A 21,856-nucleotide genomic window follows, 5' to 3' on the forward strand; every position below is an offset into this window, starting at 1 on the left:
GTCGGCGAGGCATGCGCGTCCGCGTGATGCGCGACGCCCCCGGGCGAATTCGCGCCGGCCGCAAAAAACCCGCGCGATGCCGGTGGCATCGCGCGGGTTCTGATAGGTCGGTCGAAAAACCGGAAAGCAGGCTTGGAGCGAAATGCGATAAGTCTGAACCGACATTTCGCTCCAAGTATTTGTTTTCCGCATGATGTTGTCCGAAAAGTCATGCAACTTTTCGGCATCATGCTCTAGGAAGCGGCTTCCTCGGTCGTCGCCTCTTCGGCAGGAGCCTCTTCGGCCGCCGGTGCGTTCTTGGCGGCTTCCGCCTCGGCCGCGGCCTTCTCGGCAGCTTCCCTGGCGTCTTCCTCGCGCTGCTTGCGCTCGGCGAGACGCTCCTGGGCCTTCTTGCCCGGCTCGGCCTTCTTCGGGTTCTTGCGCTCGGGCCGGTTGGCGATACCGGCCTGGTCGAGGAAGCGCAGCACGCGGTCGGTCGGCTGTGCGCCTTCCGAGAGCCAGTACTTGATACGCTCCTCGTTCAGCGTCACGCGCTGGCCGTCCTTGGGCAGCATTGGGTTCCACGAACCGATCTGCTCGACGAACCGGCCATCGCGCGGCGAACGGGCGTCGGCGACGACGACATGGTAATAGGGGCGCTTCTTGGAGCCGGCACGGGCGAGACGCATTTTCAGGGGCATGGTGTTTTCCTTCTTGGATAGGGTGCGGACGATTTTCGCGTCTGCGCGATTTTCATGGTCTGGTTGTCGTTCAAACCGGGGTGAGCCGGCTATTTCTTCTTGACCGGAAGGCCGGGAAGGCCGGAACCGGGGAGGCCTGGAAGACCACCGGATGCGCCGAAGCCGGGCGGCATGCCGGGCATTCCGCCGGACTGCGCCGCCTTGGCCATCGCCTCGATTTGCCTGGGGTCCATCTTCGACAGATCGGGCATGCCGCCCATGCCGCCAGGCATGCCGCCGCCAAGGCCCATCTTGCCGGCCAGGCCGCCCATCATCTGCTTCATCATCCCGCCTTTGCCCTTCTTGCCCATGACCTTCATCATGTCGGCCATCTGGCGGTGCATCTTCAGGAGCTTGTTGATCTCGGCGGAATTGGTGCCGGAGCCGGCGGCGATGCGCTTCTTGCGGCTGTGCTTCAGAAGATCGGGCGCCGCACGCTCCTGCGGGGTCATCGAGCCGATGATGGCGAGCTGGCGCTTGAGCATCTTGTCGTCGAGACCGGCCGAAGCCATCTGGTCCTTCATCTTGCCCATGCCCGGCATCAGGCCCATCATGCCGCCCATGCCACCCATGGTCTGCATCTGGCGGATCTGATCGGCGAGATCGTTCAGATCGAACTTGCCGGTCTGCATCTTCTTGGCCATCGCCGCGGCTTTTTCCGCATCGATGTTTTCGGACGCCTTCTCGACCAGGGAGACGATGTCGCCCATGCCGAGGATACGGTCGGCGATGCGCGAGGGATGGAAATCCTCCAGCGCGTCCATCTTCTCGCCGACGCCGATGAGCTTGATCGGCTTGCCGGTGACCGCCCGCATGGACAGGGCGGCGCCGCCGCGCCCGTCGCCGTCGACGCGGGTCAGCACGATGCCGGTGACGCCGACGCGCTCGTCGAACGAGCGGGCGAGATTGACGGCGTCCTGGCCGGTCAGGCTGTCGGCGACGAGGAGAATCTCGTGCGGCCGGGTCCTGGCCTTGATATTGGCCATCTCGACCATCAGCGGCTCGTCGATATGGGTGCGGCCCGCCGTGTCGAGGATGACGACGTCGTAGCCGCCGAGCCGGCCGGCCTGTTCGGCGCGCACCGCGATCTCGACCGGGCCCTGCCCCGCGATGATCGGCAACGTGTCGACGGACACCTGCTCGCCGAGAACCCGAAGCTGCTCCTGCGCGGCCGGCCGCCGCGTGTCGAGCGAGGCCATCAGGACCTTCTTCTTCTGCTTTTCCTTCAGCCGCTTGGCGATCTTGCCCGACGTCGTCGTCTTGCCCGAGCCCTGAAGACCGACCATCATGATGGTGACCGGCGAAGGCGCGTTCAGATCGATCGGCACCTGGGTCTCGCCGAGCGTCGCGACCAGCTCGTCATGGACGATCTTGACGACCATCTGTCCGGGCTTGATGGATTTGAGAACCTGTGCGCCGACCGCCTTCTCGCGCACGCGCTCGGTGAATTCGCGCACGACCTCGAGCGCGACGTCGGCTTCCAGAAGCGCGCGACGAACCTCGCGCAGGGCCGCGCTCACATCCTTTTCGGAGAGCGCTCCACGGCCCGTGAGCCCGTTGAGAATGGACCCTAGGCGGTCCTGGAGAGTATCGAACATGGCTTCACCTTTCCCCTTTTCGAAGGATGAATTCCCCCGACAAGGTGGCGCGTCCGCTTCCCGTTCGCAAATCCGCCGTCCATGGGCAAATCGCCATAGCAAAACGCCATCCGCGGGCGAAACTCGCTGGCGGATGGTGACCTCCGGGTGGCCTTCTGGAAGGAAGGGAGCCCGGTCGGCGGATCTTGGGAACGTGAATGAACGCGTGAGATCGGGCTGGTTAAAACCACGAATGGGGGCACATTGTCAAACGGCGCGGGACTTGCGGATTGTCCTGCCCGCTCATGACGTTTACCTCGAACGGTGCCGTCCTACCTTCCGGCGCTCCGGCAGATGAAAGCCATTCACTCAGCAACGAGAAGCGAGACCGTTTTGACAGCCACCATCGTGCTCACCGGACTCGCCGTGATCCTCGGCCTTGCGGCCGTCATCCCGTTCACGCGGATTTCCCACGGCATCGTCAGGATGTGCGAATTTCCGCGGCTTCAGATGGTGGCCCTGGCGCTTGTCGGCCTGCTCGCGACGCCGATCTTCATCACCGACCCCGCCTGGCTCTACCCGCTGCTTCTCGTCTACTGCGCGGTACTCGTCATTCACGGCTACGCGATCGGCCAGTTCACATCGATCCGCAAGCAGCAGAGCAAGCTCTACGAGGGCGACCCCCACGGTGACAACGTGGTCTCGGTCCTTTCCTGCAATGTGAAGATGTCCAACCGGGACTATCAGCGCTGCCTCGACATGACGCGGGACGAGGACGCCGATCTCGCCCTCTTCATGGAGACGGACGAGGGCTGGGCCGAAGGTCTCCAGCCGCTAAAGGAAACCTATCCCTACGTCGTCTCCCGGCCGTTCGACAATTCGTACGGCATGATCCTTTATTCGCGGCTCGAATTCGTGAAGGTCGACGTGAAGTACCTGACCATGGAGAAGGTGCCCTGCTTCGTCTGCGACGTACGCCTGCGGAACGGCGAGGTCATCCGCATCTATTGCGTTCATCCGGAGCCGCCGGTGCCGACGGCCGATTCATCGGGTCGCGACGCGGAACTCGTTCGGGTGGCGAGGCTCGCCCAGGCCGACGACATGCCATCGATCGTCTTCGGGGATCTCAACGACGTCGCCTGGTCCCATACGACCCGGCTGTTCCAGCGCCTGTCGCAACTGCTCGACCCGCGCGTCGGACGCGGTTTCTACAACACGTTCGACGCCCGCTACTGGGTTCTGCGCTGGCCGCTCGATCATCTGTTCCACGACCACCACTTCTCGCTGGTGAAGATCGAACGCTGCGCGCACATCCATTCGGATCATTATCCGATCTATTTCAAGCTCGCCCTCACCGACAAGCCGTCGGCCAACGAGAACCCGGAAAAGGCGACCAGCGACGATCGCGAGGAGGCCGAGGAGATCGAGAACCAGTCCGAAGACCTCGACCGCGAGGCGATCGGCACGGACTGGGAAAAGTAGGGATCGTCCGGCGGGGGACCCTGCCGGACCGGATCTCCCGCTTGTTGCGCGAGCTTCTTGCGGTCTCTCATCCCCGCGATGGAGCGCGGCGGCCGGACCGTCTATCGGACATCGCCCGCCTGTCGGATCGTCATGCGCCGCGAGATCGCGAACATGAGGAGCGAGGCTGCGAGGCAATAAAAGCCCATCGCCGCGATCTGGCCCGGATAATCGACGCCCTGGTCGATCAGAAACCCGGTGACACCGGGCCCCAGCGCCGTGAACAGCACCATGCCTGAGACGACGATGGAGCGGATCGCACCCAGATGGGCGGCGCCGTAGAGCTCCGGCCAGAGCGATCCGGCAAGCGTGGAGGAAAAGCCCGTGCTGACGCCGAGCAGCGACATGAAGGCGAAGATCGCCCAGACATCGTCGACATAGGCGGCCACGAGACAGGCCGCCGCCAGCGGCAGCAGGAAGGTCGGCAACAGGCGCACCGAGGAATGGCGATCGACGAGCCATCCGGCGACGAGCGAGAAGCCCATGGTCGAGATCGACATGACCATGAAGCCGAGCGCGAAGATCTCCAGCGGCCAGCCGCGAAGATCGGTGAGATAGACCTGGTGGAAGAAAATCGTCGTGCCGATAAAGGGCGGGGCGAGCACGCCGCACAGGATGACGTAGAAGTTCGGGTCCTTCAGCACCTCGGCCCGCGTGCGGTCCGTCACCGGCCGGATCGTCGCCGGCAACGGGTCGCCCTTCGGATCGCGCTCCTGCCGCACCAGGGCGACGATGAGCGGCAAGGCGAGAAGCGCGACGATGCCGGCGCTGATCATCCACGCGCCGCGCCAGCCGGCAAAGCCGGCGGCGAACACGAACAGGAACGGAAAGATCGCGGTTCCCACGTGATGTCCGAGCGATGCGACCGAGACCGCCCGGCCGCGATTGGCGTTGAACCATTTGCCCACCGCCGTCAGGGCGATCTCGGTCATCATGCCCTGGCCGAACAGGCGCAGGAGATAGAGCGCAAGCCCGAGGGCGATCACCGAGCCGGCAAGCGGAAGCGCGAGCGCGGCGACGGCCAGCATCGCCATAGTTCCGGCCGAGACGGCGGCGACCGGGTAGCGGTCGAGGAGGCCGCCGAGAAAGGGCAGCGTCGCCGCGCTGGAGATGGTGGCGGCCATGTAGAGGACGCCGAACTCTCCATGGCTGAGATCGAAGGCGTCGCGAATGTCCGCGTTGGACAAGGCGATAAAGAAGGTCTGACCGAAGGAGGAAAAGAAGCACAGGAGGAAACCGCCGGCGATCCAGCGCCCGTTGCGGGCGAGGAAGCTGAAGAAATCGGTCATGGAAAGTCGGTCGCCATATCGTGAGAAAGGAACGCGCCCGGTGCCGTGTGGAGCGAGACCGCCGGGATCGAACGGTGGCATAGCAAGATAGGGCGGGCGCGCAGAGCCCCGGCACGCGAATGTGAAACCGGACGGGCGCGCCATGTCCCGCACAGTGCGAAAAACGCGCCGTTGGACGCCGCGGGAGACCGGCCCGCCCCGAAACGGCCGACCGGCAGGGCCCGTTCGTCTTCCAATCCCGCAAACGATCGGCCATATAGCGCGAATGAGCGCACCCAACGACGACAAGACCCGGCGAACCGTGCCGTTCGCGCGGATGAACGGCCTCGGCAACGAGATCGTGGTGGCCGATCTGCGCGGAACCAAGCGCCGCATCACCGCGCGCGCCGCGCGCGCGCTCGCGCGCCACGAAGCGACGCTGTTCGACCAGATCATGGCGATCCACGATCCCGAGACGCCTGGCACCGACGCCTATATCCGCATCGTCAACCGCGACGGATCGGAAGCCGAAGCCTGCGGAAACGGCACGCGATGCGTCGTTCAGGCGCTTGCCGGCGAGAGCGGCCAGCGCGATTTCACCTTCGAGACCCGCGCTGGCATTCTCAACGCCCACGAGGGCGAGGACGGGATGATTTCGGTCGACATGGGCAAGCCGCGCTTCGGTTGGGACGAGATTCCGCTTGCCGACGAATTCCGCGACACGCGCGCGATCGAGCTCCAGATCGGCCCGATCGACGCGCCGGTGCTGCACTCCCCATCGGTCGCCTCCATGGGCAACCCCCATGCGATCTTCTGGGTGAAGACCGATGTCTGGGGCTACGATCTGGAACGCTTCGGACCCATCCTCGAAAATCATCCGATCTTCCCCGAGCGGGCCAATATCTCCATCGCCCACGTGACATCGCCCGAGGCCCTCACCTTGCGCACCTGGGAGCGCGGCGTCGGCCTGACGCGCGCCTGCGGCTCGGCCGCCTGCGCCGCCGCCGTTTCGGCCGCCCGCACGCGGCGCACAGGGCGAATTGTCACCGTCACCGTGCCGGGGGGCGACCTCCTCATCGAATGGCGGGACGACGACCGGGTGACGATGACGGGGCCCGCGACCTGGATGTGGTCGGGCACGCTCGATCCCGAGACCGGCGATTTCCTGGCCGATCCGCAAGATGGGGAGACCGCGTAGATGGGCGTCGAGATCGTCTCGTTCGGCTGCCGCCTCAACACCTACGAGGCCGAGGTGATGAAGCGCGAGGCCACCGCCGCCGGACTTGGGCAGGGTGACGGCGTGGCCATCGTCTTCAATACCTGCGCGGTGACGGCCGAAGCCGTGCGTCAGGCCCGCCAGCAGATCCGCAAAGCGCGGCGCGCAAATCCCTCGGCGAGGATCGTCGTCACGGGCTGCGCGGCGCAGACCGAACCCGGACGCTTCGCCGAGATGGCGGAGGTCGATGCCGTCATCGGCAATGAGGAGAAGCTGAAGGCGACAAGCTATGCCGCCCTGCCCGATTTCGGGGTCTCGACGGAAGAGAAAGTGCGCGTCAACGACATCATGAGTGTGACCGAGACCGCCGGCCACATGGTCGACGCGATCGAGGGCCGCGCGCGCGCGATCGTCCAGATCCAGAACGGCTGCGACCATCGCTGCACCTTCTGCATCATCCCCTACGGGCGGGGCAATTCGCGCTCCGTGCCCATGGGCGCGGTGGTCGACCAGGTGAAGCGGCTCGTGGCGAGCGGCTATAACGAGGTCGTGCTGTCCGGCGTCGACATGACGAGTTGGGGCGCGGACCTTCCGGGCGCGCCGAAGCTCGGCAGGCTGATCCAGGCCCTCCTCGTCCACGTGCCGGACCTGCCGCGCCTGCGCCTGTCCTCGATCGACAGCGTGGAGGCCGACGAGGCGCTGATCGAGGCGATCGCCTCGGACAGGCGCCTCATGCCCCATCTGCACCTGTCGCTCCAGGCGGGCGACGACATGATCCTGAAGCGCATGAAGCGCCGGCACTTGCGCGCCGATTCGATCGCATTCTGCGAGGGAATGCGCGCAAGACGCCCCGACATCGTCTTCGGCGCCGATCTCATCGCCGGATTTCCGACGGAAACCGAGGCGATGTTCGACAATACGCTGAACCTCGTCGAGGAATGCGGCCTGACCTTCCTCCACGTCTTTCCGTTCTCCCCGCGTGAGGGAACGCCCGCAGCGCGCATGCCGCAACTGGCCAAGCCCGTGATCAAGGCGCGCGCGGCGCGGCTGCGCTCCGTGGGCGACGACGCGTTCGAGCGCCATCTGACGCGGCAAATCGGCACGCGGACGACCGTTCTCGTCGAGCGGGAGGGGCTGGGCCGCGCCGAGGACTTCACCCTTTGCCGCATCGAAACCGGGGTTCCCGGCTCGCTGGTCGAGGCCAGGATCGTCGGTGTCGAGAACGGAATGCTTCGCGCCGCGCCGCTTGCGTTTTGACGCCAGACATCCAGATTGAACCTTAACAGACGCCGTTCCCAGGGAAAGACGACACGCCATGGCCGAAAAGAAGGGTTTCCTTCGCAAGATTTTCTCGTTCGGGTCCGCGAGCGAGGAAGAGCGCACACCGCAGCACGGCATGACGCCGCGTCCCAACGATATCGAGATCGGCCGCGAGGACGCGCCCGATCCCGATACCCGACCGGTGGCCGCGGCCAGCGTGATCGCCGACGCGGAGGCGGGGTCCGGCAATGCGGAGGAAGGCGGCATCACGCCCGTGTCCGAGATGGGCAGGAAGCGTGACGCAGACGGGCCGCACACGAACGGCGAAACGCAAAAAAAAACCCCTTAAGTGAGGAAAACCACGCCTTCGAGCCGGCGGACGCCGAGGGGAACGTCGATCCGGCACTGACGTCCGCGTTCGGCACCACCAAGACCGGGCGCGACGACGCCGACGCCGAGAACGGCGATACGGATCTCGATACCGCCGATTTCAGCTTTCTCGACGAGGACGAGCCGGACGACGAAGCCGCGCGATCCGCGGCGGATGCGGACGATTTCACCTTTCTCGACGCGCCGGTGGAGGACACCGGGCTCGGCGAACCGGAAACATCGTCGGTGGCCGGGACGCGGCCGGCTCCCGCTGCAACCCCGCACGATGATCATCGCCCTGCGCAGGCCTCGCGCCCATCCGACCCGGAGACTCAGGGCGCCCCGGTTCCGGGCGAGGATCGCACGGTCACGCCCGGTCCCGGGACAGGGGCGGACGAGGCGCGCCCGACCCACGCATCCGTGCCGGAAGCCGGCGAACATGCGCCGGTCCTCGACGAGGCGGACGAGGCGGCGTTTCTGCGCGCCGACGTGCCGGACGACGAGGCGGAGGAGGCGGATTTCTCCTGGCTCGAAAGCGATGATCCGCTGGATGACGGCGACACGCCTCGCGCCGGTGCCGCCATGCGCGACCGCCCGCTTCCCGAAATTGCCGGTGATGCGGGTTTTCGCCTGCGCGAGGAAGCCCGCCGCGACGACCGGGCGACGGCCGCCGCCGCCCCGCGCCTGCCTTGGCTGCAGCGCCTGCGCCAGGCGCTCGGGCGGTCCTCGTCCGACCTCACCGGGTCGATCACCTCGATCTTCACCAAGCGCCGCCTCGACGACGAGGTGCTGCAGGATTTCGAGGACGTGCTGATCCAGGCCGATCTCGGGCTCGAGACGGCGATGCGGATTACCGATCGTCTCGCGGACGGCCGGTACGGCAAGGAAATCGCGGGCACCGACGTCAAGCGCATCCTCGCCGAAGAGATCGAGAAGACGCTGAGCCCCGTCGCCCTGCCCCTCGAACTCGACCTCGAAAAGGTACCGCACGTCATTCTCGTCGTCGGCGTCAACGGCACCGGCAAGACGACCACGATCGGCAAGCTGGCCGCCAAGCTCACGCGCGCAGGCCTATCGGTGACGCTCGCCGCGGGCGACACGTTCCGTGCGGCAGCCGTCGAACAGTTGAAGGTCTGGGGCGAACGGACGGGCTCGGACGTCGTCGCACGCCCGATCGGCGCGGATGCGGCGGGCCTTGCCTTCGACGCCTACGACGTCGCGGTGAAAAACCGGTCGGACGTGCTGATCATCGATACGGCGGGCCGCCTCCAGAACAAGACCGAGCTGATGGCCGAGCTCGAAAAGATCATCCGCGTCCTCCAGAAGCGTGCGCCGGACGCGCCGCACACGGTGCTCCAGACGCTCGATGCGACGACCGGCCAGAACGCCATGAGCCAGGTCGACATCTTCCGCAACGTCGCGGGCGTCAACGGGCTCGTGATGACCAAGCTCGACGGCACGGCGCGCGGCGGCATCCTCGTCGCCATCGGGGCGAAGCACAAATTGCCGGTCTATTTCGTCGGTGTCGGCGAAGGCATCGACGATCTCGAACCGTTCAAGGCGCGCGATTTCGCCAATGCGATCGCGGGCATCGATCCGGACCGCACGAGCGAGGCGACGCTTTGAGCACTCCGGCGGCGGGCCATTTCCTGCCGGTGACCACGGCTCGGGCACCGGCTGAAAAATCTCATTGCCAGCCCGCTTGCAGGCGTCGAGCGCAACCGTTATACGAGCCTTCACCTATCGGCGATTTCCCGTAACGCGCCGGTTCGGACATGTCGGAGTGTAGCGCAGCCTGGTAGCGCACCTCGTTCGGGACGAGGGGGTCGGAGGTTCGAATCCTCTCACTCCGACCATATTTTTCAGCGGCTTCGAGATCGAGCCGAAAACATCCGCACTGTTATCCGCTCAGATATGCATGAGTTTGCAGTGCGAGACTGTCTTCCCCTCCCCTCATCTCGGTCTGATCTGGAGGGGTGCGTGACGACGCAGCGTTTCGTCTGGATCGGGCGGGCATTATGTTTGTCGTGTTCGCCTAGGTCGCGCACCAGGCCTTGGGACATTGCTGATCGGACGTGAGGCGTTAGATCTGGTCAGGTCGAAGGCGCCGAAGCAGCGCGATCACAGGGCGATATTTAATGGCGAACGATAGTAAGACCGAGACCGTCACGCGGAACGGACCAAAGGCTCCGACGACCCTGCACGATGGCATGCCGATCGCCGACAAGCGGGTTGGGCTCGGGAAGGGCGCGGGCAAATGGCTTCTGGTCTTCTGCGCCGTGATCATCGGCGCCGTCCTGCTCTACGTCGAAGGCGTCATCTGAGCACGAAACCAAGCCGCGGCGCGACGTCCGCCTGCCCGCTGCTCGCTCCCGGACGCCGAAGACGTCGGCGAACACCAACGGCATGGTCTGACTGACGAACATTGGGAGCGAGATCGAAACAGGAGCATCGATTCCGTGTGAGGTCCCGATCGGCCGCCTGCGCCCGATCACGGGCTGACGAACGCAGCGGTCGCCTCGTCCATGCCGTCGGAACGGCCGTCGAGCGCAAGGCCTCACGATCCAGGCTCGAGGTCTCTCGAACGTCGGTTTCAGCGACGAGGTTCGTCCGACATGTCGTTCGGCACGATGGTCTCGACCGAAATGCCGGCGACCGTCCGCCGGTTCGAACGAACCGTGACGATCACTTGCCAGACGATGGAGAGCAAGGCGATCGCAAGGAAAGCGCCCGAGATCGGATTGGTGACGAAGCCGGCATAGTCGCCGTTCGAAAGCTGCAGGCCGCGGCGGAAGTTGGTCTCCGCCATCGGACCGAGGATGAAACCGATAATGAAGGGAGCCGCTGGAATCCCGGCTTTCACGAAGGCATAGCCGAGGACGCCGAATCCCAGAATCGTCCAGATGTCGAAGATGCGGCTGGCGAGACCAAACGCCCCGATGGCGCACAGGACGAGGATGATCGGCAAGAGGATCTGCTTGGGGACCGCCAGCAAGCGGATGAAGAGGCGCAGTCCAAAGAATTCCAGGATCAGCATCAGGAATGCGGAAAGGAGAAGGGCGGCGAAGATGGTATAGACGAGGTCGCCCTGTGTGATGAACAGCATCGGTCCCGGTTGGATGCCGTGAATCATCAGGCCACCGAGCAGGATCGCCGTCACCGCGTCACCCGGAATTCCCAAGGTCAACAGCGGGATCATGGCACCGCCAATGCCTGCATTGTTCGCGGTTTCACTGGCGACGACGCCTTCCGACGCGCCCTTGCCGAACATGTCCGGTGTCTTGGAGCGCTTCTTGGCGACGACATAGGCGATGATGTTCGATGTTCCCGCGCCGATGCCCGGCAAAATCCCGATACCAATGCCGATCAGCGACGATCGGATCGCGTTCGGGATCTGGAAGATGAATTCGGCGACGGAAAAGCCGAACCCTTTGATCTTTCCGATGCTCGGGGCGATCACATCGTCCGACCGGACGGACCGTGCGCCTTCGGCGACCTTGATGACTTCGGCGATCGCGAACATGCCGACGAGGACAGTCAGGATCGAGAAACCCGAATTCAGTTCGACCTGTCCGAAGGTGAAGCGCTGGGTTGCCTCGACCGGCGCGATTCCGACCGTCGATATCGCGAACCCGGCGATGCCGGAGAAAAGACCCTTGACCATCGAACCCGTGGAAAGGGTGGCGATGAGGGTCAGCGAGAAGACGGCGATCGCGAAATATTCGTGAGGACCGAAGGACAGGGCGAAGTTTGCCAGCCAGGGCGCGATGAACATCAACGCAGCGATCGACAGGATCGTCCCGACGAACGAAAAGACGATGCCGAGCCCGAGCGCTTTTGCTCCCTCTCCCTTCTCCATCATGGGGCCACCATCGAAGGTCGTCGCCACGGACGACGGTGTTCCCGGGATCTTCAGGAGAATCGCTGAAATCAGACCGCCGGACGTTGCACCGACATACAGCGCTATAAGAAGCGATATGCCGGCGGAGGCTCCGAGACCGTACGTCATCGGCAGCGTGAGAGCGATCGCCATCACCGCGGTGAGGCCCGGCACGGCACCGAACACGATGCCGACGGCGACGCCGATCGTGATGAGACCGAAGATCTGCGGGGCAAAGACGTTGACGATACCCTGCGTCATATCCACGAGCATGTGTTGGTCACCTTACGAACGAGATCACCGGGCGGCGTGCGCACGAAACTGCCGAACATCGCCGAGCACGGGTGCACCGAAAGGCTGGCGAAGACGGAACGGATTGGATGGAAAGCAGGACAGGCATGGGGGGCGAAGACCCGCCGCAGCGCCGACAGCTCCCGCCGCCGGCAGCCTCGGCTGCGTGTATCGTGCACGCCTCCCAGTCCGCACGAACAGGTTACAGAAATATCAGTGAAAGCGCCTTTGGTCAATCTGCAACGCGCCACGCTTTTCATGACGACAGGTCCGGCGCCGGAGAATGCGCAGCAGGTGAGTTCACCCGCCGTCGCGGATCGTGCCGGTGCGGCCTCCCAACGCGCGGCGCGCCGAACGTCCGCCGCGATGCTCAAGCCCCGGCTCAGCCGTTTCGGCGGCGCGCGATCTGCGCTTTCGTTCCGAAGAGTTCCGGCTTCAGAATCAGCAACTCCTCCATGTAGAGCACCGCGCCTGCGATATGCGCCTTCAAGACGGCCTCGGCGGCCTCCGCGTCCCGGCGCTCGATCGCATCGAGGATCGCCGTGTGCTGCTCGATCAGACGCTTTGGCTTGCCCGGCTGAGGCCCCTGCAGGAAGCGGATGCGATCCAGCTGCGCCTTCTTGGCATGGATCACCCTCCAGATCTCGTCGAGTCCGGCCTGGTCGAAAAGACTTTCGTGCAGTCGGTCGTCGAGGGGTAGAAATTGGGAATAATCACCGGTTTGCAGAGCTTTCTGCTGCTCGGTCACCAGTTCACGCGACAGGCCGAGATCGATTTTATCGTGCTCGCAGAGCTTGCGGACCATCGGCAATTCCAGATTGCTGCGCAGAAAGTGGGCCTGGCGCACCCTGCGGGCATCGATCGGTGCGACGAACGTCGCGTGACGAGGCGCGACCGTGACGAGGCCGTTCCGCGACAGGCGAAGAATGGCCTCCCGCAACGGGGTTCGGCTGACGGAAAAGCGCTCGCACAACGTGGTCTCGTTCAGGATGCTTCCGGGCGGCAGTTCCAGTTTGACGATCAGCATTCGCAAGGCGTCGTAGACGTCGTCCGCGAGCGATTGTGTGAACTGCATCGATTTCACTTGCGTCATTTTCCGTTTGTCATCGCTGAACGCCGAAGAGCGCAACCCGAGCTTCAGCTCTATGCCGAATATGGCGCGCCCTTGCACCCTCTTATCAAATATATTACTGACTGGTTCGCGCCCAAGGGGGGAGGCCCTTGGATCACGCTTGGCATGGGAGGTTATTGCCTTGAGACGTTTCACCACCACACTTGCGATCGCAGCGACGCTGTTCGCCTCGTCCACCGCCTTCGCCCAGTCGGATGCGCAGTCCGGTTCCGACACCGACTGGCCGACCCGACCCATCAATGTCATCATCGGTGCCAGCCCCGGCGGCGACACCGATTTCAATGCGCGAACCTTCGCGCAATATTTCGAACAGGTGACGGGCCAGTCGATGGTTGTCACGAACACCCCGGGCGGCGGTGCGACGATCGCGACGTCGGCGGTTCGCGACGCGGACCCGGACGGTTACACGATCCTCTTCGGTCACACCGGCCACCTGATCGTCGCCGAAGTGTCCGGTCTTGCCGATTATGGTCTCGACGCGTTCGAGATCTGCTGCGTTCCCGCGGTCGACCAGGGGGCCGTCATCGTGACGAGCAGCGCGTCCGGGATCGAGAGCGTTGAGGATCTCGTCTCGCAGACGAAGGAAAGCCCCGACAGCGTCATCTACGGCACGGAACTCGGCGGCTACTCCCATCTCCAGGGACTGATGCTCCAGAACCAGACCGAAGCGCAGATGCGTCTGGTCGATACGGGCTCGGCCGCCGAAAAGATCGCCGCTCTCCTGGGCGGACGCATCCAGGTGGCGGGGATCGCCTACGGCGCCGTGCAGGACTACGTCGAAGGCGGTCAGATGAACGTGATCGGGCAACCCAATGACGCGCGTAATCCCTTGATCGGCGACATCCCGACGTTCGCAGAACAGGACATCGATTTCGTGATGACGAACCCGTACATCATCGCCTTCCCGAAGGGCACCGACCAGGCGATCGTCGACAAGATGGGGGAGATCGCCGAAGAGATCTCTGAAATCCCGGAATATGCCGAGGCGCTCGAACAGGGCTTCAAGCAGCCGGTCAGCTTCATGCCGCGGGACGAAGCCGTCACGCGCCTCAACGAGATCCGCGACCGTTACATGGACTATCGGGACGAACTCCAGGCATCGCGCTGAACCTTGCGATCTGAGCATCGACCGTGCAGCTCCGCTGGGGCTGCACGTCTTCACTCTTCGGTGAAAGGAGGTCCGCCATGACCGCGACCCGTGCGAAGGAACTCGTGACCGGCATCGCCATGCTCGGCATCGGTCTCGTCTATCTCTTCATGACGATGGAATTGCCGGACCGCGGAACGGTCGATGCCGCGACGATTCCCTACGTCCTTGCATTCGGCATGGTGCTTCTCGGCCTTCTTCAATGCATCAGTGTCTTTCGCGGGCCCATGCCTGCCCCGACGGATCGGGAAGACCCGCCACTTACGAAGGACGAAGTTCTAAGCGTCGACTCCCGCCGCGAAAGCTACGTCGTCGTCGCGCTGACACTGGCTCTGGTCGCGCTCTACACCGCCTTGCTGCGACCGATCGGGTTTCCGTTCGCGACGGCGGCCTATCTGTTCCTGCAATTCTGGCTGCTGACCCCGAAGGACACCAAGCCGCCCTTCGGGCTCTATGCCTTGATCGCAGGGGTGGCATCCGGCGCGATCTTCCTCCTGTTCCGCTACGCTTTCGATCTCCTCCTTCCGGCGGGCCCGCTCACCCCGTACCTTCCGTAGGAGACCGTTATGCTGATGGACCTTCTTGGCGGTGCGACGAACGTCCTGGCTCCGCAGATCTTCCTTCTGATCACGCTCGGCGTGGCCGTCGGCATCGTTTTTGGTGCCGTGCCCGGATTGACCGCGGTCATGGCGATCGCGTTGAGCCTGCCGATGACCTACGGGCTGGACCCTGCAGCCGGCATTTCCCTGCTCGTCGCCCTGTTCGTCGGCGCAACGTCCGGCGCCCTGATCTCGGCGATCCTCCTGAAAATTCCCGGCACGCCCTCTTCGGTCGCCACGACGTTCGACGGTGCCCCCATGATGGAGAATGGGGAGGGTGCCAAGGCGCTCGGGCTCGGCATCGTCTTCTCGTTCTTCGGCACCGTCCTGTCGATCGCCGCGCTGATCTTCATCGCGCCCTGGCTTGCGACGGTCGCCTTGACGTTCGGTCCGCATGAATATTTCGCCATCGCCATCTTCTCGCTGACGCTTATCGCCACCCTCTCGACCGGCTCGATGGTGAAGGGCATTTTCTCCGGCATTGCGGGTTTTGCCATCTCGACTGTCGGCATCGCGCCGGTGGAAGCAATCCAGCGCTTCACGTTCGACCAGGTGGAACTCAATGCCGGCTTTTCCATTCTGACCGTTCTGGTCGGCCTCTTCGCGATCGCCGAGGTGATCAAGGTCGCCGAGGGAGCACGCTCGATCTCGGCCGAGGACATGAAGGCGCCTTCCGTCGGCAGGATAAAGGGTTTCGGCTTCTCGGTCCCCGAAGGTCTCAGCCAGATTCCGAACGCGATCCGGTCAGCGTTCGTCGGCATCGGCATCGGAATTCTACCCGGCATCGGTGCCGGGACCTCGAACATCATCGCCTATGTCCTTGCCAAGAAGCGGTCGAAGACGCCCGAGAAATTCGGCACCGGCCATCCCGAAGGCGTCGTGGCCAGCGAAACCGCGAACAATGCGGGCATCGGCGGTGCGATGATCCCGCTTCTGACACTCGGAATCCCAGGCGATGCGGTGACGGCGATCCTGCTCGGCGGCTTCATGATCCACGGGATCCAGCCGGGCCCGATGCTCTTCATCACGCAAGGCGAACTCGTCTACACCGTGTTTGCCGCGCTCATGCTCTCCGCCGTGATGATGCTCGTCCTAGAATTCTTCGGATTGCGCATCTTCATTCGGCTCCTCGCAGTCCCGAAGCATATTCTGCTGCCCATCATCCTCGTCCTGTGTGCCGTCGGAGCCTTCGGCCTTTCCAGCCGAATCTTCGACATCTGGACGATCCTGGGCTTTGGCGTTCTCGGTTACGCCTTCGTCAAGGCAGGCATTCCGGCAGCGCCGTTCATTATCGGATTTGTCCTCGGACCCATGGCGGAAACGAACTTCCGCCGGGGCCTGCAACTGTCCAATGGCGACGCGCTCGGTTTCTTCACCAACCCGATTTCAGGTGCGTTCCTCACGATCGCGATCCTGTCGGTGGCTTGGCAGACGGTTTCGACGATCCGCGCCAGCAAACGGCAGCGGGCGGTCCTTGCGATCGAGGACGAATTGCCGAAGCGCCAACGCCCGTCGGCGGCGCAACGCGCCAAGCCGTGAGCTTTCGCTTTCCCCACGCAGTCCCTCGCCGGAGATGAAAATGAGTCCCACCAAGAAACCCGAAGACCTGCGTTCGGCTCGCTGGTTTGCACCCGACGATCTGCGTTCCTTCGGCCATCGCTCGCGCATGATGCAGCTCGGCTATGCGGAAGAGGATTTTCGGGGCAAGCCGATCATCGGCATCCTCAACACCTGGTCGGAGCTCAATTCCTGCCACGGTCACTTTCCGGAGCGCGTGGAGAACGTTCGGCGTGGCGTTCTGGCGTCCGGCGGTTTTGCCGTCGAGATGCCGGCGCTCTCCGTCGACGAAAGCTTCACCAAGCCGACATCCATGCTCTACCGCAACATGCTGGCGATGGAGACGGAGGAGATGATCCGCTGCCATCCTCTCGACGGCGTCGTGCTGATGGGCGGCTGCGACAAGACCACGCCCGGTCTTCTCATGGGTGCGATCACCGCCGATGTCCCCGCGATCTATCTGCCGGCCGGACCCATGCTGCGCGGCAATTGTGCCGGACGCATCCTCGGCTCGGGATCGGACGCGTGGAAATACTGGGACGAGCGCCGGGCGGGGAACGTCACCGACGAGGAATGGCTCGGCGTTCAAGGCGGCATCGCGCGCTCGGCCGGCACCTGCATGACCATGGGCACCGCCGCCACCATGATGTCGATCGCCGAGGCGCTCGGCATGACGCTGCCCGGCGCATCCTCGATCCCCGCCGTCGATGCCGGCCACCAGCGCATGGCGACCGATTGCGGCCGCCGGATCGTCGATATGGTCTGGGAGGATCTCAAGCCGAGCGACATTCTCGGCGAAGCCGCCTTCCACAACGCGGCGAAGGTCGCGATGGCGACGGGCTGTTCGACCAACGCCGTCGTCCACCTGATCGCGATGGCGCGCCGGGCGGGGGTCGATCTCACCCTCGATCATCTGGACGCGCTCGGGCGCACGACGCCGCTGATCGCCAATGTCCGCCCGTCCGGCAAGGACTATCTGATGGAGGACTTCTACTATGCCGGCGGCCTCCGCGCCCTGATGAAGCAGATGGAGGCCATGCTCGACACCTGCGTCGTCACCGTCTCCGGCAAGACTTTGGGCGAGACGATCGACAGTGCGGAAGTCTACAATGACGACGTCATCCGTCCGCTCTCGAACCCGGTCTACAAGGAAGGCTCGCTCGCGCTTCTGCGCGGCAATCTCTGTCCGGACGGCGCGGTCATCAAGCCGGCGGCATGCGATCCGAAATATCACGTCCACGAGGGCCCGGCGCTGGTTTTCGATTCCTATCCGGAGATGAAGAAAGCGGTCGACGACGAGACCCTCGAGGTGACGCCCGACCATGTGATGGTGCTGCGCAACGCAGGTCCCCTCGGCGGCCCCGGCTTTCCCGAATGGGGCATGCTGCCGATCCCGAAGGCCCTGATCAAGCGGGGCCATCGCGACATGCTGCGACTGTCCGATGCGCGCATGTCCGGCACCTCCTATGGAGCCTGCGTCCTCCATATGGCGCCGGAAGCCTTCGTCGGCGGACCACTGGCGCTTCTGAAGACCGGGGATACCGTCCGTCTCGACCTGCCGAACCGCCGGCTCGACATGCTGGTCGACGAAGCCGAGATCGAGCGCCGCAAGGCCGCGTGGACGGCGCCCGAACCCCGCTACCAGCGCGGCTGGGGCTATATGTTCTCCAAGCACGTCACCCAGGCCGACAAGGGCTGCGATTTCGACTTTCTGGAACGCGGCTTCGGCGAAGCCGCCGGCGAGCCGGACATCTTCTGATACGCGAACCGGAGCTGAACCCGATGGCCCACGATCTCGACGCCGCACTTGTCGGCATATCCGGCATTCTCGTCACGCCCTATGACGGGGCCGGCGAGGTTGCGCCCCAAAGGCTGAAACCCATCCTCGATCGCGCCTTGGGTGCGGGCGTCCATATGCCGGTGGTCAACGGCAACACCGGCGAATTCTACGCGCTGACCGTCGACGAAGCCTGCACCATGGTCCGCGCGGTGGCGGATCTCATCGAAGGACGCGCGCCACTCTTGGCAGGGGTGGGACGCGGCATTCGCGATGCCTGCCGGTTGGCAAGGGTCTCGGCGGATGCCGGGGCTTCGGCGCTGATGATCCACCAGCCGCCGGACCCGTTCGTTTCGCCGCGCGGGACGAGCGATTACGTCGAGGCGGTGTCCGACGCGTCGGGCGGGCTGCCGATCATGCTCTATCTGCGCAACGACGCGATCGGGACGAACGCGATCGCCGAGCTCTGCGCTCTGCCGGGCGTCAAGGGCGTGAAATGGGCGACCCCCAACCCGATGAACCTTGCCAAAGCCATCGCCGCCTGCGAACCGGGTATCGTCTGGGTTGGCGGTCTCGCCGAAGTCTGGGCTCCACCGCTTTATGCCGTGGGAGCGCGGGGCTTCACCTCGGGTCTCGTCAATGTCTGGCCGGAGCGCTCGATGGCGATCCACGCCGCGCTCGAAGCATCCGACTATGCCAGCGCGCAAGCGCTGATCACCGGGATGCGCGCCTTCGAGGACATCCGGGCCGAAGAGATGAACGGCACGAACGTCACCGGCGTGAAGGCCGCGCTTCAGGCGCAGGGACTCGACTGCGGGCCCACGCGCCCGCCCTCGGCCTGGCCGCTGACCGATCGACAGCAGACGATGCTTCTCGACTTCCTCAAAACGAACGATCTGATTGCCGCGCGCTGACGCTAGCGCCGCTCGGAAAGGCACCTCATGACCGATCGACCTGCCGGGCCCCACTTCATTGCAGGGCAAACCCTCGCGCTCGACGCGACATTCCGGTCCGATCCGATCGACGCAGAGCCGCGCGCCTTCTCGCAGGGAAGTCCCGAACCGATCGACAAAGCCGCGAAGGCTGCGGAAGAGGCGTTCGCGCCCTTCTCTGCGGATGCAAGTTTCGGCGAGGGGGTGTTCGGTCCCCTCGGCATCGTCGTCAGTCGCCGACACATGAACGACGTGACGTCGCTCGCCAAGGCGCTTCGCGGGCAGCCGACGCTCACGCTGCACATGGCCGGGAACGACGCCGAAGACGCGCGTGGTCTTCGGCCGATCATCGGGCGCAAGGCCGGCCGCGATTTCGCCAACGGCCTTCCCACCGGCGTTCAGGAGGCCGGCGCCATGGTGCCGGGCGGACCCTGTCCCGCTTCGACGACCCCAGGGCCCACCTCCTTCGGCCCCCGCGCCATCCGCCGCTTCCTGCGGCCGGTCTGCTTCCAAAACATACCGCAGGCTCTGCCTCCGGTCGATCTGAGGTCTTGATGATGGAACAAGCAACACGCAACAAGCTGATGGGAGTGTCGGTCGCGACGCTCGCCACCGCGCTCTACAAACGCGGCCTGCGCAGCCAGGTGATTCAGGGGGTCCATCCGGTCAGGGCGAAGGGCCGGAATATGGTCGGTCCGGCCTTCACCCTGCGCTACATGCCGGCGCGCGAGGACCGCAACCAGCTCGCCGAATTCCGCAATCCGGAGCATCCGCAGCGGGTCGCGATCGAGACCTGCCCGGAAGGCCATGTGCTCGTCATGGACAGCCGCAAGGATGCGCGGGCGGCCTCCGCAGGCGACATCCTGATCACGCGGCTGATGATGCGCGGCGCTGCCGGCGTGGTCACCGATGGCGGCTTTCGCGATGCGGCGACGATCGGCGATCTCGATATCGGTGCCTACCATTCGCGCCCCTCGAGCCCGACGAACCTCACGCTCAACGAGGCGATCGCCATCAACGAGCCGATCGGCTGCGGCGATGCTCCGGTGTTTCCCGGCGACATCATCGTGGGCGACGACGATTGCGTCATCGTCATTCCCGCCCACCTTGCGGATGAGATCGCCGACGAAGCCGTCGAAATGACGGCATACGAGGACTTCGTCGTCGATCAGGTCAAAGCCGGCGCGACGATCATCGGCCTCTATCCCCGGACGAAGGACGAGCATCTGGCAACGTTCGAGGAATGGCGGAAGGCGAACGGCCGATAGCGCATCGGCCCGAAGATCGGAGGCGGTGTTCGGATAGCCCGAGGCGTGACATCGATAAGTCGGCTGGCCCATCTTGCGCCCCGCCGAACAGGGGCCGATCCGGGGAAAGCCGTCGCACCCCGACACGTCTTCATGTCCGGGGGTTTTCCGTGCGGCGCTGTTCTGCGGGACGACGGGGGCCGCAGGTTCGGATCCCCTCACTCCGACCCTTTCTTCGGAAACGTTCGCCTCCCGGCCGTGCCCGGCAGACGGGTCAAGTGGCCGGGTTCCCCTGACAAGGCGCGGCGACGGGCGTCCTTGTCGCGGGACCCGGGCGCGTCATGCCCGCGGCAGCGCTCACCTGCGAAAGGGCGTGCTGAGCGTGCCGCGTTCGAAGGTACGGCCCTCGCCGGGCGCCATGGTATCGTAGATCGCCGACCGGGCGGCAACATGGGCGGCGTCGAGATGATGGTCGATCGCAAGGTTCGGGGCGATGAAGGATTGGCTCCAACCGTTCGGCAGATGCGGACGTTCGTGGACGCGGCCGTGATAGCGCACGCCCCGGCGGTTGAGCCGGTATTGGATGTCGGGATAAAGATCCGACAGGACGCCGCCGACATGGTTGAACCTGACGAGGCCCACCGAAAGCGCGCCGTCCCGCTGCGCCAGCGCCGCGACGCGGCCGAGATCGGACAGGGTCGCCTGGTTCACGCTCTCGTCGGCATCGAGCTGCAGCACCCATTCGTGGCGGGCGGTGGCCTGGGCCGCATTGCGCTGGCCCGAAAAATCTCCGGCAAGCGGGCGATGGACGATCCGGATGCCGGCGTCGGAAGTGTCGCGGGGATTTTCGAGACCCTCGCCATCGACGACGAGCACGATGTCGCCGAACTCGTGCGTCAGGCCGCGTGCCCTGTCCAGTACGCCAGGCAGTTCGCACGAACGGGTCAGCATGGCCAGCGAAACGGGAACCGGAGCGATCCCCTCGATGGGTTCGACGCAGGCGTCGGCGGGCGTCGCACCGTAGGGCTTCGTCAATTCATCCTGCGGGCTTCGATCCGGCGGCAGCACATAGTGCCGGCGTCCGAGCGCAAGGCTGCGAAACGTATAGGCTTCCATGAAGACCGGATCGCTCGGCGCGATCCGGAACCGACCGTCTCGCGATCGCGCCTCGCTCCACTGCATGTCGACGAAGTCGCGGAGACGATCCGCCGTCAACATGTCCGCCCTGGCAAGCAGGCCGCAGTGGCTGCATTCGCGCCAGTCGCGCGGGGCGTATCGCGCCGTGCGCGCCGTCGAACGCCAGTCCCGCGCGCCGCAGATGACGCATCGATCGTGCCTGTCTTCGTGCATTGGCCTGTCCGTTC

At 64.8% G+C, this 21,856-nt stretch carries 20 protein-coding genes and 1 tRNA gene; 14 read left to right on the forward strand and 7 right to left on the reverse strand.

All coding sequences use genetic code 11. The features are described from left to right. Positions 1 to 233: 233 nt before the first annotated feature. Positions 234 to 680: a 30S ribosomal protein S16 gene (rpsP, locus tag U0C82_RS03060; RefSeq protein ID WP_322185576.1), complete on the reverse strand. Its 447-nt coding sequence runs from the start codon at positions 678 to 680 to the stop codon at positions 234 to 236. A gap of 89 nt (positions 681 to 769) precedes the next feature. Then, on the reverse strand, positions 770 to 2,317 hold the full coding sequence (gene ffh / locus U0C82_RS03065; protein ID WP_322185577.1) for a signal recognition particle protein: 1,548 nt from the start codon (positions 2,315 to 2,317) through the stop codon (positions 770 to 772). A gap of 372 nt (positions 2,318 to 2,689) precedes the next feature. On the opposite strand from ffh, the gene U0C82_RS03070 reads away from it, so the two are divergent. Continuing rightward, complete coding sequence (locus tag U0C82_RS03070; RefSeq protein WP_322185578.1) at positions 2,690 to 3,778, forward strand: endonuclease/exonuclease/phosphatase family protein; 1,089 nt, start codon at positions 2,690 to 2,692, stop codon at positions 3,776 to 3,778. A gap of 101 nt (positions 3,779 to 3,879) precedes the next feature. On the opposite strand, the gene U0C82_RS03075 is transcribed toward U0C82_RS03070, so the two are convergent. Further along, positions 3,880 to 5,106: an MFS transporter gene (locus U0C82_RS03075; RefSeq protein ID WP_322185579.1), complete on the reverse strand. Its 1,227-nt coding sequence runs from the start codon at positions 5,104 to 5,106 to the stop codon at positions 3,880 to 3,882. Between the two features lie 265 nt (positions 5,107 to 5,371). Here U0C82_RS03075 and dapF point away from each other — a divergent pair, with 265 nt between their 5' ends. Genes dapF through U0C82_RS03090 form a run of 3 tightly spaced genes read left to right on the forward strand, consistent with a single transcriptional unit; the run spans position 5,372 to position 7,910 of the window. Next, positions 5,372 to 6,283, forward strand: coding sequence for a diaminopimelate epimerase (gene dapF / locus U0C82_RS03080; protein ID WP_322185580.1), 912 nt, complete (start codon positions 5,372 to 5,374; stop codon positions 6,281 to 6,283). Next, positions 6,284 to 7,558 (forward strand): tRNA (N(6)-L-threonylcarbamoyladenosine(37)-C(2))-methylthiotransferase MtaB, encoded by a 1,275-nt coding sequence (gene mtaB, locus U0C82_RS03085; protein WP_322185581.1) that lies wholly within the window; start codon positions 6,284 to 6,286, stop codon positions 7,556 to 7,558. Positions 7,559 to 7,616: 58 nt separating this feature from the next. After that, positions 7,617 to 7,910 (forward strand): hypothetical protein, encoded by a 294-nt coding sequence (locus tag U0C82_RS03090; protein WP_322185582.1) that lies wholly within the window; start codon positions 7,617 to 7,619, stop codon positions 7,908 to 7,910. On the opposite strand, the gene U0C82_RS03095 is transcribed toward U0C82_RS03090, so the two are convergent. Continuing rightward, complete coding sequence (locus U0C82_RS03095; protein ID WP_322185583.1) at positions 7,907 to 8,224, reverse strand: hypothetical protein; 318 nt, start codon at positions 8,222 to 8,224, stop codon at positions 7,907 to 7,909. The genes U0C82_RS03090 and U0C82_RS03095 overlap by 4 nt on opposite strands. Between U0C82_RS03095 and ftsY the strand changes: the two genes are divergently transcribed. From ftsY to U0C82_RS03110, 3 genes are all read left to right on the forward strand, one after another. After that, positions 8,138 to 9,556, forward strand: a complete 1,419-nt coding sequence (ftsY, locus tag U0C82_RS03100) for a signal recognition particle-docking protein FtsY (protein ID WP_416186607.1) — start codon at positions 8,138 to 8,140, stop codon at positions 9,554 to 9,556. The genes U0C82_RS03095 and ftsY overlap by 87 nt on opposite strands. A gap of 153 nt (positions 9,557 to 9,709) precedes the next feature. Then, positions 9,710 to 9,786, forward strand: a tRNA-Pro gene (locus tag U0C82_RS03105). A 282-nt stretch (positions 9,787 to 10,068) separates the two neighbouring features. Then, on the forward strand, positions 10,069 to 10,254 hold the full coding sequence (locus tag U0C82_RS03110; protein WP_322185584.1) for a hypothetical protein: 186 nt from the start codon (positions 10,069 to 10,071) through the stop codon (positions 10,252 to 10,254). Between the two features lie 269 nt (positions 10,255 to 10,523). On the opposite strand, the gene U0C82_RS03115 is transcribed toward U0C82_RS03110, so the two are convergent. Together U0C82_RS03115 and U0C82_RS03120 are read right to left on the reverse strand one after the other, a co-directional pair. After that, entirely contained in the window at positions 10,524 to 12,083 is a 1,560-nt protein-coding gene (locus tag U0C82_RS03115; protein ID WP_322185585.1) for a tripartite tricarboxylate transporter permease, read from the reverse strand. 400 nt (positions 12,084 to 12,483) lie between these two features. Next, positions 12,484 to 13,368 (reverse strand): GntR family transcriptional regulator, encoded by an 885-nt coding sequence (locus U0C82_RS03120; protein ID WP_322185586.1) that lies wholly within the window; start codon positions 13,366 to 13,368, stop codon positions 12,484 to 12,486. Here U0C82_RS03120 and U0C82_RS03125 point away from each other — a divergent pair. The 7 genes from U0C82_RS03125 (at position 13,355) to U0C82_RS03155 (ending at position 20,513) form a co-directional block, all read left to right on the forward strand. Continuing rightward, the gene (locus tag U0C82_RS03125) at positions 13,355 to 14,341 is read left to right on the forward strand and encodes a tripartite tricarboxylate transporter substrate binding protein (protein ID WP_322185587.1); all 987 of its coding nucleotides are present in this window, start codon (positions 13,355 to 13,357) and stop codon (positions 14,339 to 14,341) included. The genes U0C82_RS03120 and U0C82_RS03125 overlap by 14 nt on opposite strands. A 77-nt stretch (positions 14,342 to 14,418) precedes the next feature. Continuing rightward, positions 14,419 to 14,937 carry a tripartite tricarboxylate transporter TctB family protein gene (locus U0C82_RS03130; RefSeq protein WP_322185588.1) on the forward strand — a complete coding sequence of 173 codons (519 nt, stop codon included), beginning with the start codon at positions 14,419 to 14,421 and terminating at the stop codon, positions 14,935 to 14,937. Between the two features lie 9 nt (positions 14,938 to 14,946). Beyond that, positions 14,947 to 16,518, forward strand: a complete 1,572-nt coding sequence (locus U0C82_RS03135; protein WP_322185589.1) for a tripartite tricarboxylate transporter permease — start codon at positions 14,947 to 14,949, stop codon at positions 16,516 to 16,518. Positions 16,519 to 16,558: 40 nt separating this feature from the next. After that, the gene (gene araD, locus U0C82_RS03140; RefSeq protein WP_322185590.1) at positions 16,559 to 18,295 is read left to right on the forward strand and encodes an L-arabinonate dehydratase; all 1,737 of its coding nucleotides are present in this window, start codon (positions 16,559 to 16,561) and stop codon (positions 18,293 to 18,295) included. A 23-nt stretch (positions 18,296 to 18,318) separates the two neighbouring features. Continuing rightward, positions 18,319 to 19,227 (forward strand): dihydrodipicolinate synthase family protein, encoded by a 909-nt coding sequence (locus U0C82_RS03145; RefSeq protein WP_322185591.1) that lies wholly within the window; start codon positions 18,319 to 18,321, stop codon positions 19,225 to 19,227. 27 nt (positions 19,228 to 19,254) lie between these two features. Continuing rightward, a complete protein-coding gene (locus tag U0C82_RS03150) occupies positions 19,255 to 19,800 on the forward strand; it encodes an aldehyde dehydrogenase family protein (RefSeq protein WP_322185592.1) in 546 nt (181 codons plus the stop codon). A gap of 2 nt (positions 19,801 to 19,802) precedes the next feature. Further along, a complete protein-coding gene (locus tag U0C82_RS03155) occupies positions 19,803 to 20,513 on the forward strand; it encodes a ribonuclease activity regulator RraA (protein WP_322185593.1) in 711 nt (236 codons plus the stop codon). Positions 20,514 to 20,849: 336 nt separating this feature from the next. Here the strand turns inward: U0C82_RS03155 and U0C82_RS03160 are convergent, their stop codons facing one another. Next, positions 20,850 to 21,842, reverse strand: a complete 993-nt coding sequence (locus U0C82_RS03160) for a glycosyltransferase (RefSeq protein ID WP_322185594.1) — start codon at positions 21,840 to 21,842, stop codon at positions 20,850 to 20,852. Positions 21,843 to 21,856: the final 14 nt, after the last annotated feature.

The organism is Fulvimarina uroteuthidis (genome assembly GCF_034321785.1).
Classification (GTDB): Bacteria; Pseudomonadota; Alphaproteobacteria; order Rhizobiales; family Rhizobiaceae; genus Fulvimarina; species Fulvimarina uroteuthidis.

Excerpts from the sequence above, each read along its gene's own strand:
- dapF (WP_322185580.1), top strand. The coding sequence starts at position 5,372 with ATGAGCGCACCCAACGACGACAAGACCCGGCGAACCGTGCCGTTCGCG.
- rpsP (WP_322185576.1), bottom strand. The coding sequence starts at position 680 with ATGCCCCTGAAAATGCGTCTCGCCCGTGCCGGCTCCAAGAAGCGCCCC.
- U0C82_RS03090 (WP_322185582.1), top strand. The coding sequence starts at position 7,617 with ATGGCCGAAAAGAAGGGTTTCCTTCGCAAGATTTTCTCGTTCGGGTCC.
- ffh (WP_322185577.1), bottom strand. The coding sequence starts at position 2,317 with ATGTTCGATACTCTCCAGGACCGCCTAGGGTCCATTCTCAACGGGCTC.
- U0C82_RS03155 (WP_322185593.1), top strand. The coding sequence starts at position 19,803 with ATGGAACAAGCAACACGCAACAAGCTGATGGGAGTGTCGGTCGCGACG.
- U0C82_RS03160 (WP_322185594.1), bottom strand. The coding sequence starts at position 21,842 with ATGCACGAAGACAGGCACGATCGATGCGTCATCTGCGGCGCGCGGGAC.
- U0C82_RS03075 (WP_322185579.1), bottom strand. The coding sequence starts at position 5,106 with ATGACCGATTTCTTCAGCTTCCTCGCCCGCAACGGGCGCTGGATCGCC.
- U0C82_RS03145 (WP_322185591.1), top strand. The coding sequence starts at position 18,319 with ATGGCCCACGATCTCGACGCCGCACTTGTCGGCATATCCGGCATTCTC.
- araD (WP_322185590.1), top strand. The coding sequence starts at position 16,559 with ATGAGTCCCACCAAGAAACCCGAAGACCTGCGTTCGGCTCGCTGGTTT.
- U0C82_RS03095 (WP_322185583.1), bottom strand. The coding sequence starts at position 8,224 with ATGATCATCGTGCGGGGTTGCAGCGGGAGCCGGCCGCGTCCCGGCCAC.
- U0C82_RS03135 (WP_322185589.1), top strand. The coding sequence starts at position 14,947 with ATGCTGATGGACCTTCTTGGCGGTGCGACGAACGTCCTGGCTCCGCAG.
- mtaB (WP_322185581.1), top strand. The coding sequence starts at position 6,284 with ATGGGCGTCGAGATCGTCTCGTTCGGCTGCCGCCTCAACACCTACGAG.
- U0C82_RS03150 (WP_322185592.1), top strand. The coding sequence starts at position 19,255 with ATGACCGATCGACCTGCCGGGCCCCACTTCATTGCAGGGCAAACCCTC.
- U0C82_RS03110 (WP_322185584.1), top strand. The coding sequence starts at position 10,069 with ATGGCGAACGATAGTAAGACCGAGACCGTCACGCGGAACGGACCAAAG.
- U0C82_RS03115 (WP_322185585.1), bottom strand. The coding sequence starts at position 12,083 with ATGCTCGTGGATATGACGCAGGGTATCGTCAACGTCTTTGCCCCGCAG.
- U0C82_RS03130 (WP_322185588.1), top strand. The coding sequence starts at position 14,419 with ATGACCGCGACCCGTGCGAAGGAACTCGTGACCGGCATCGCCATGCTC.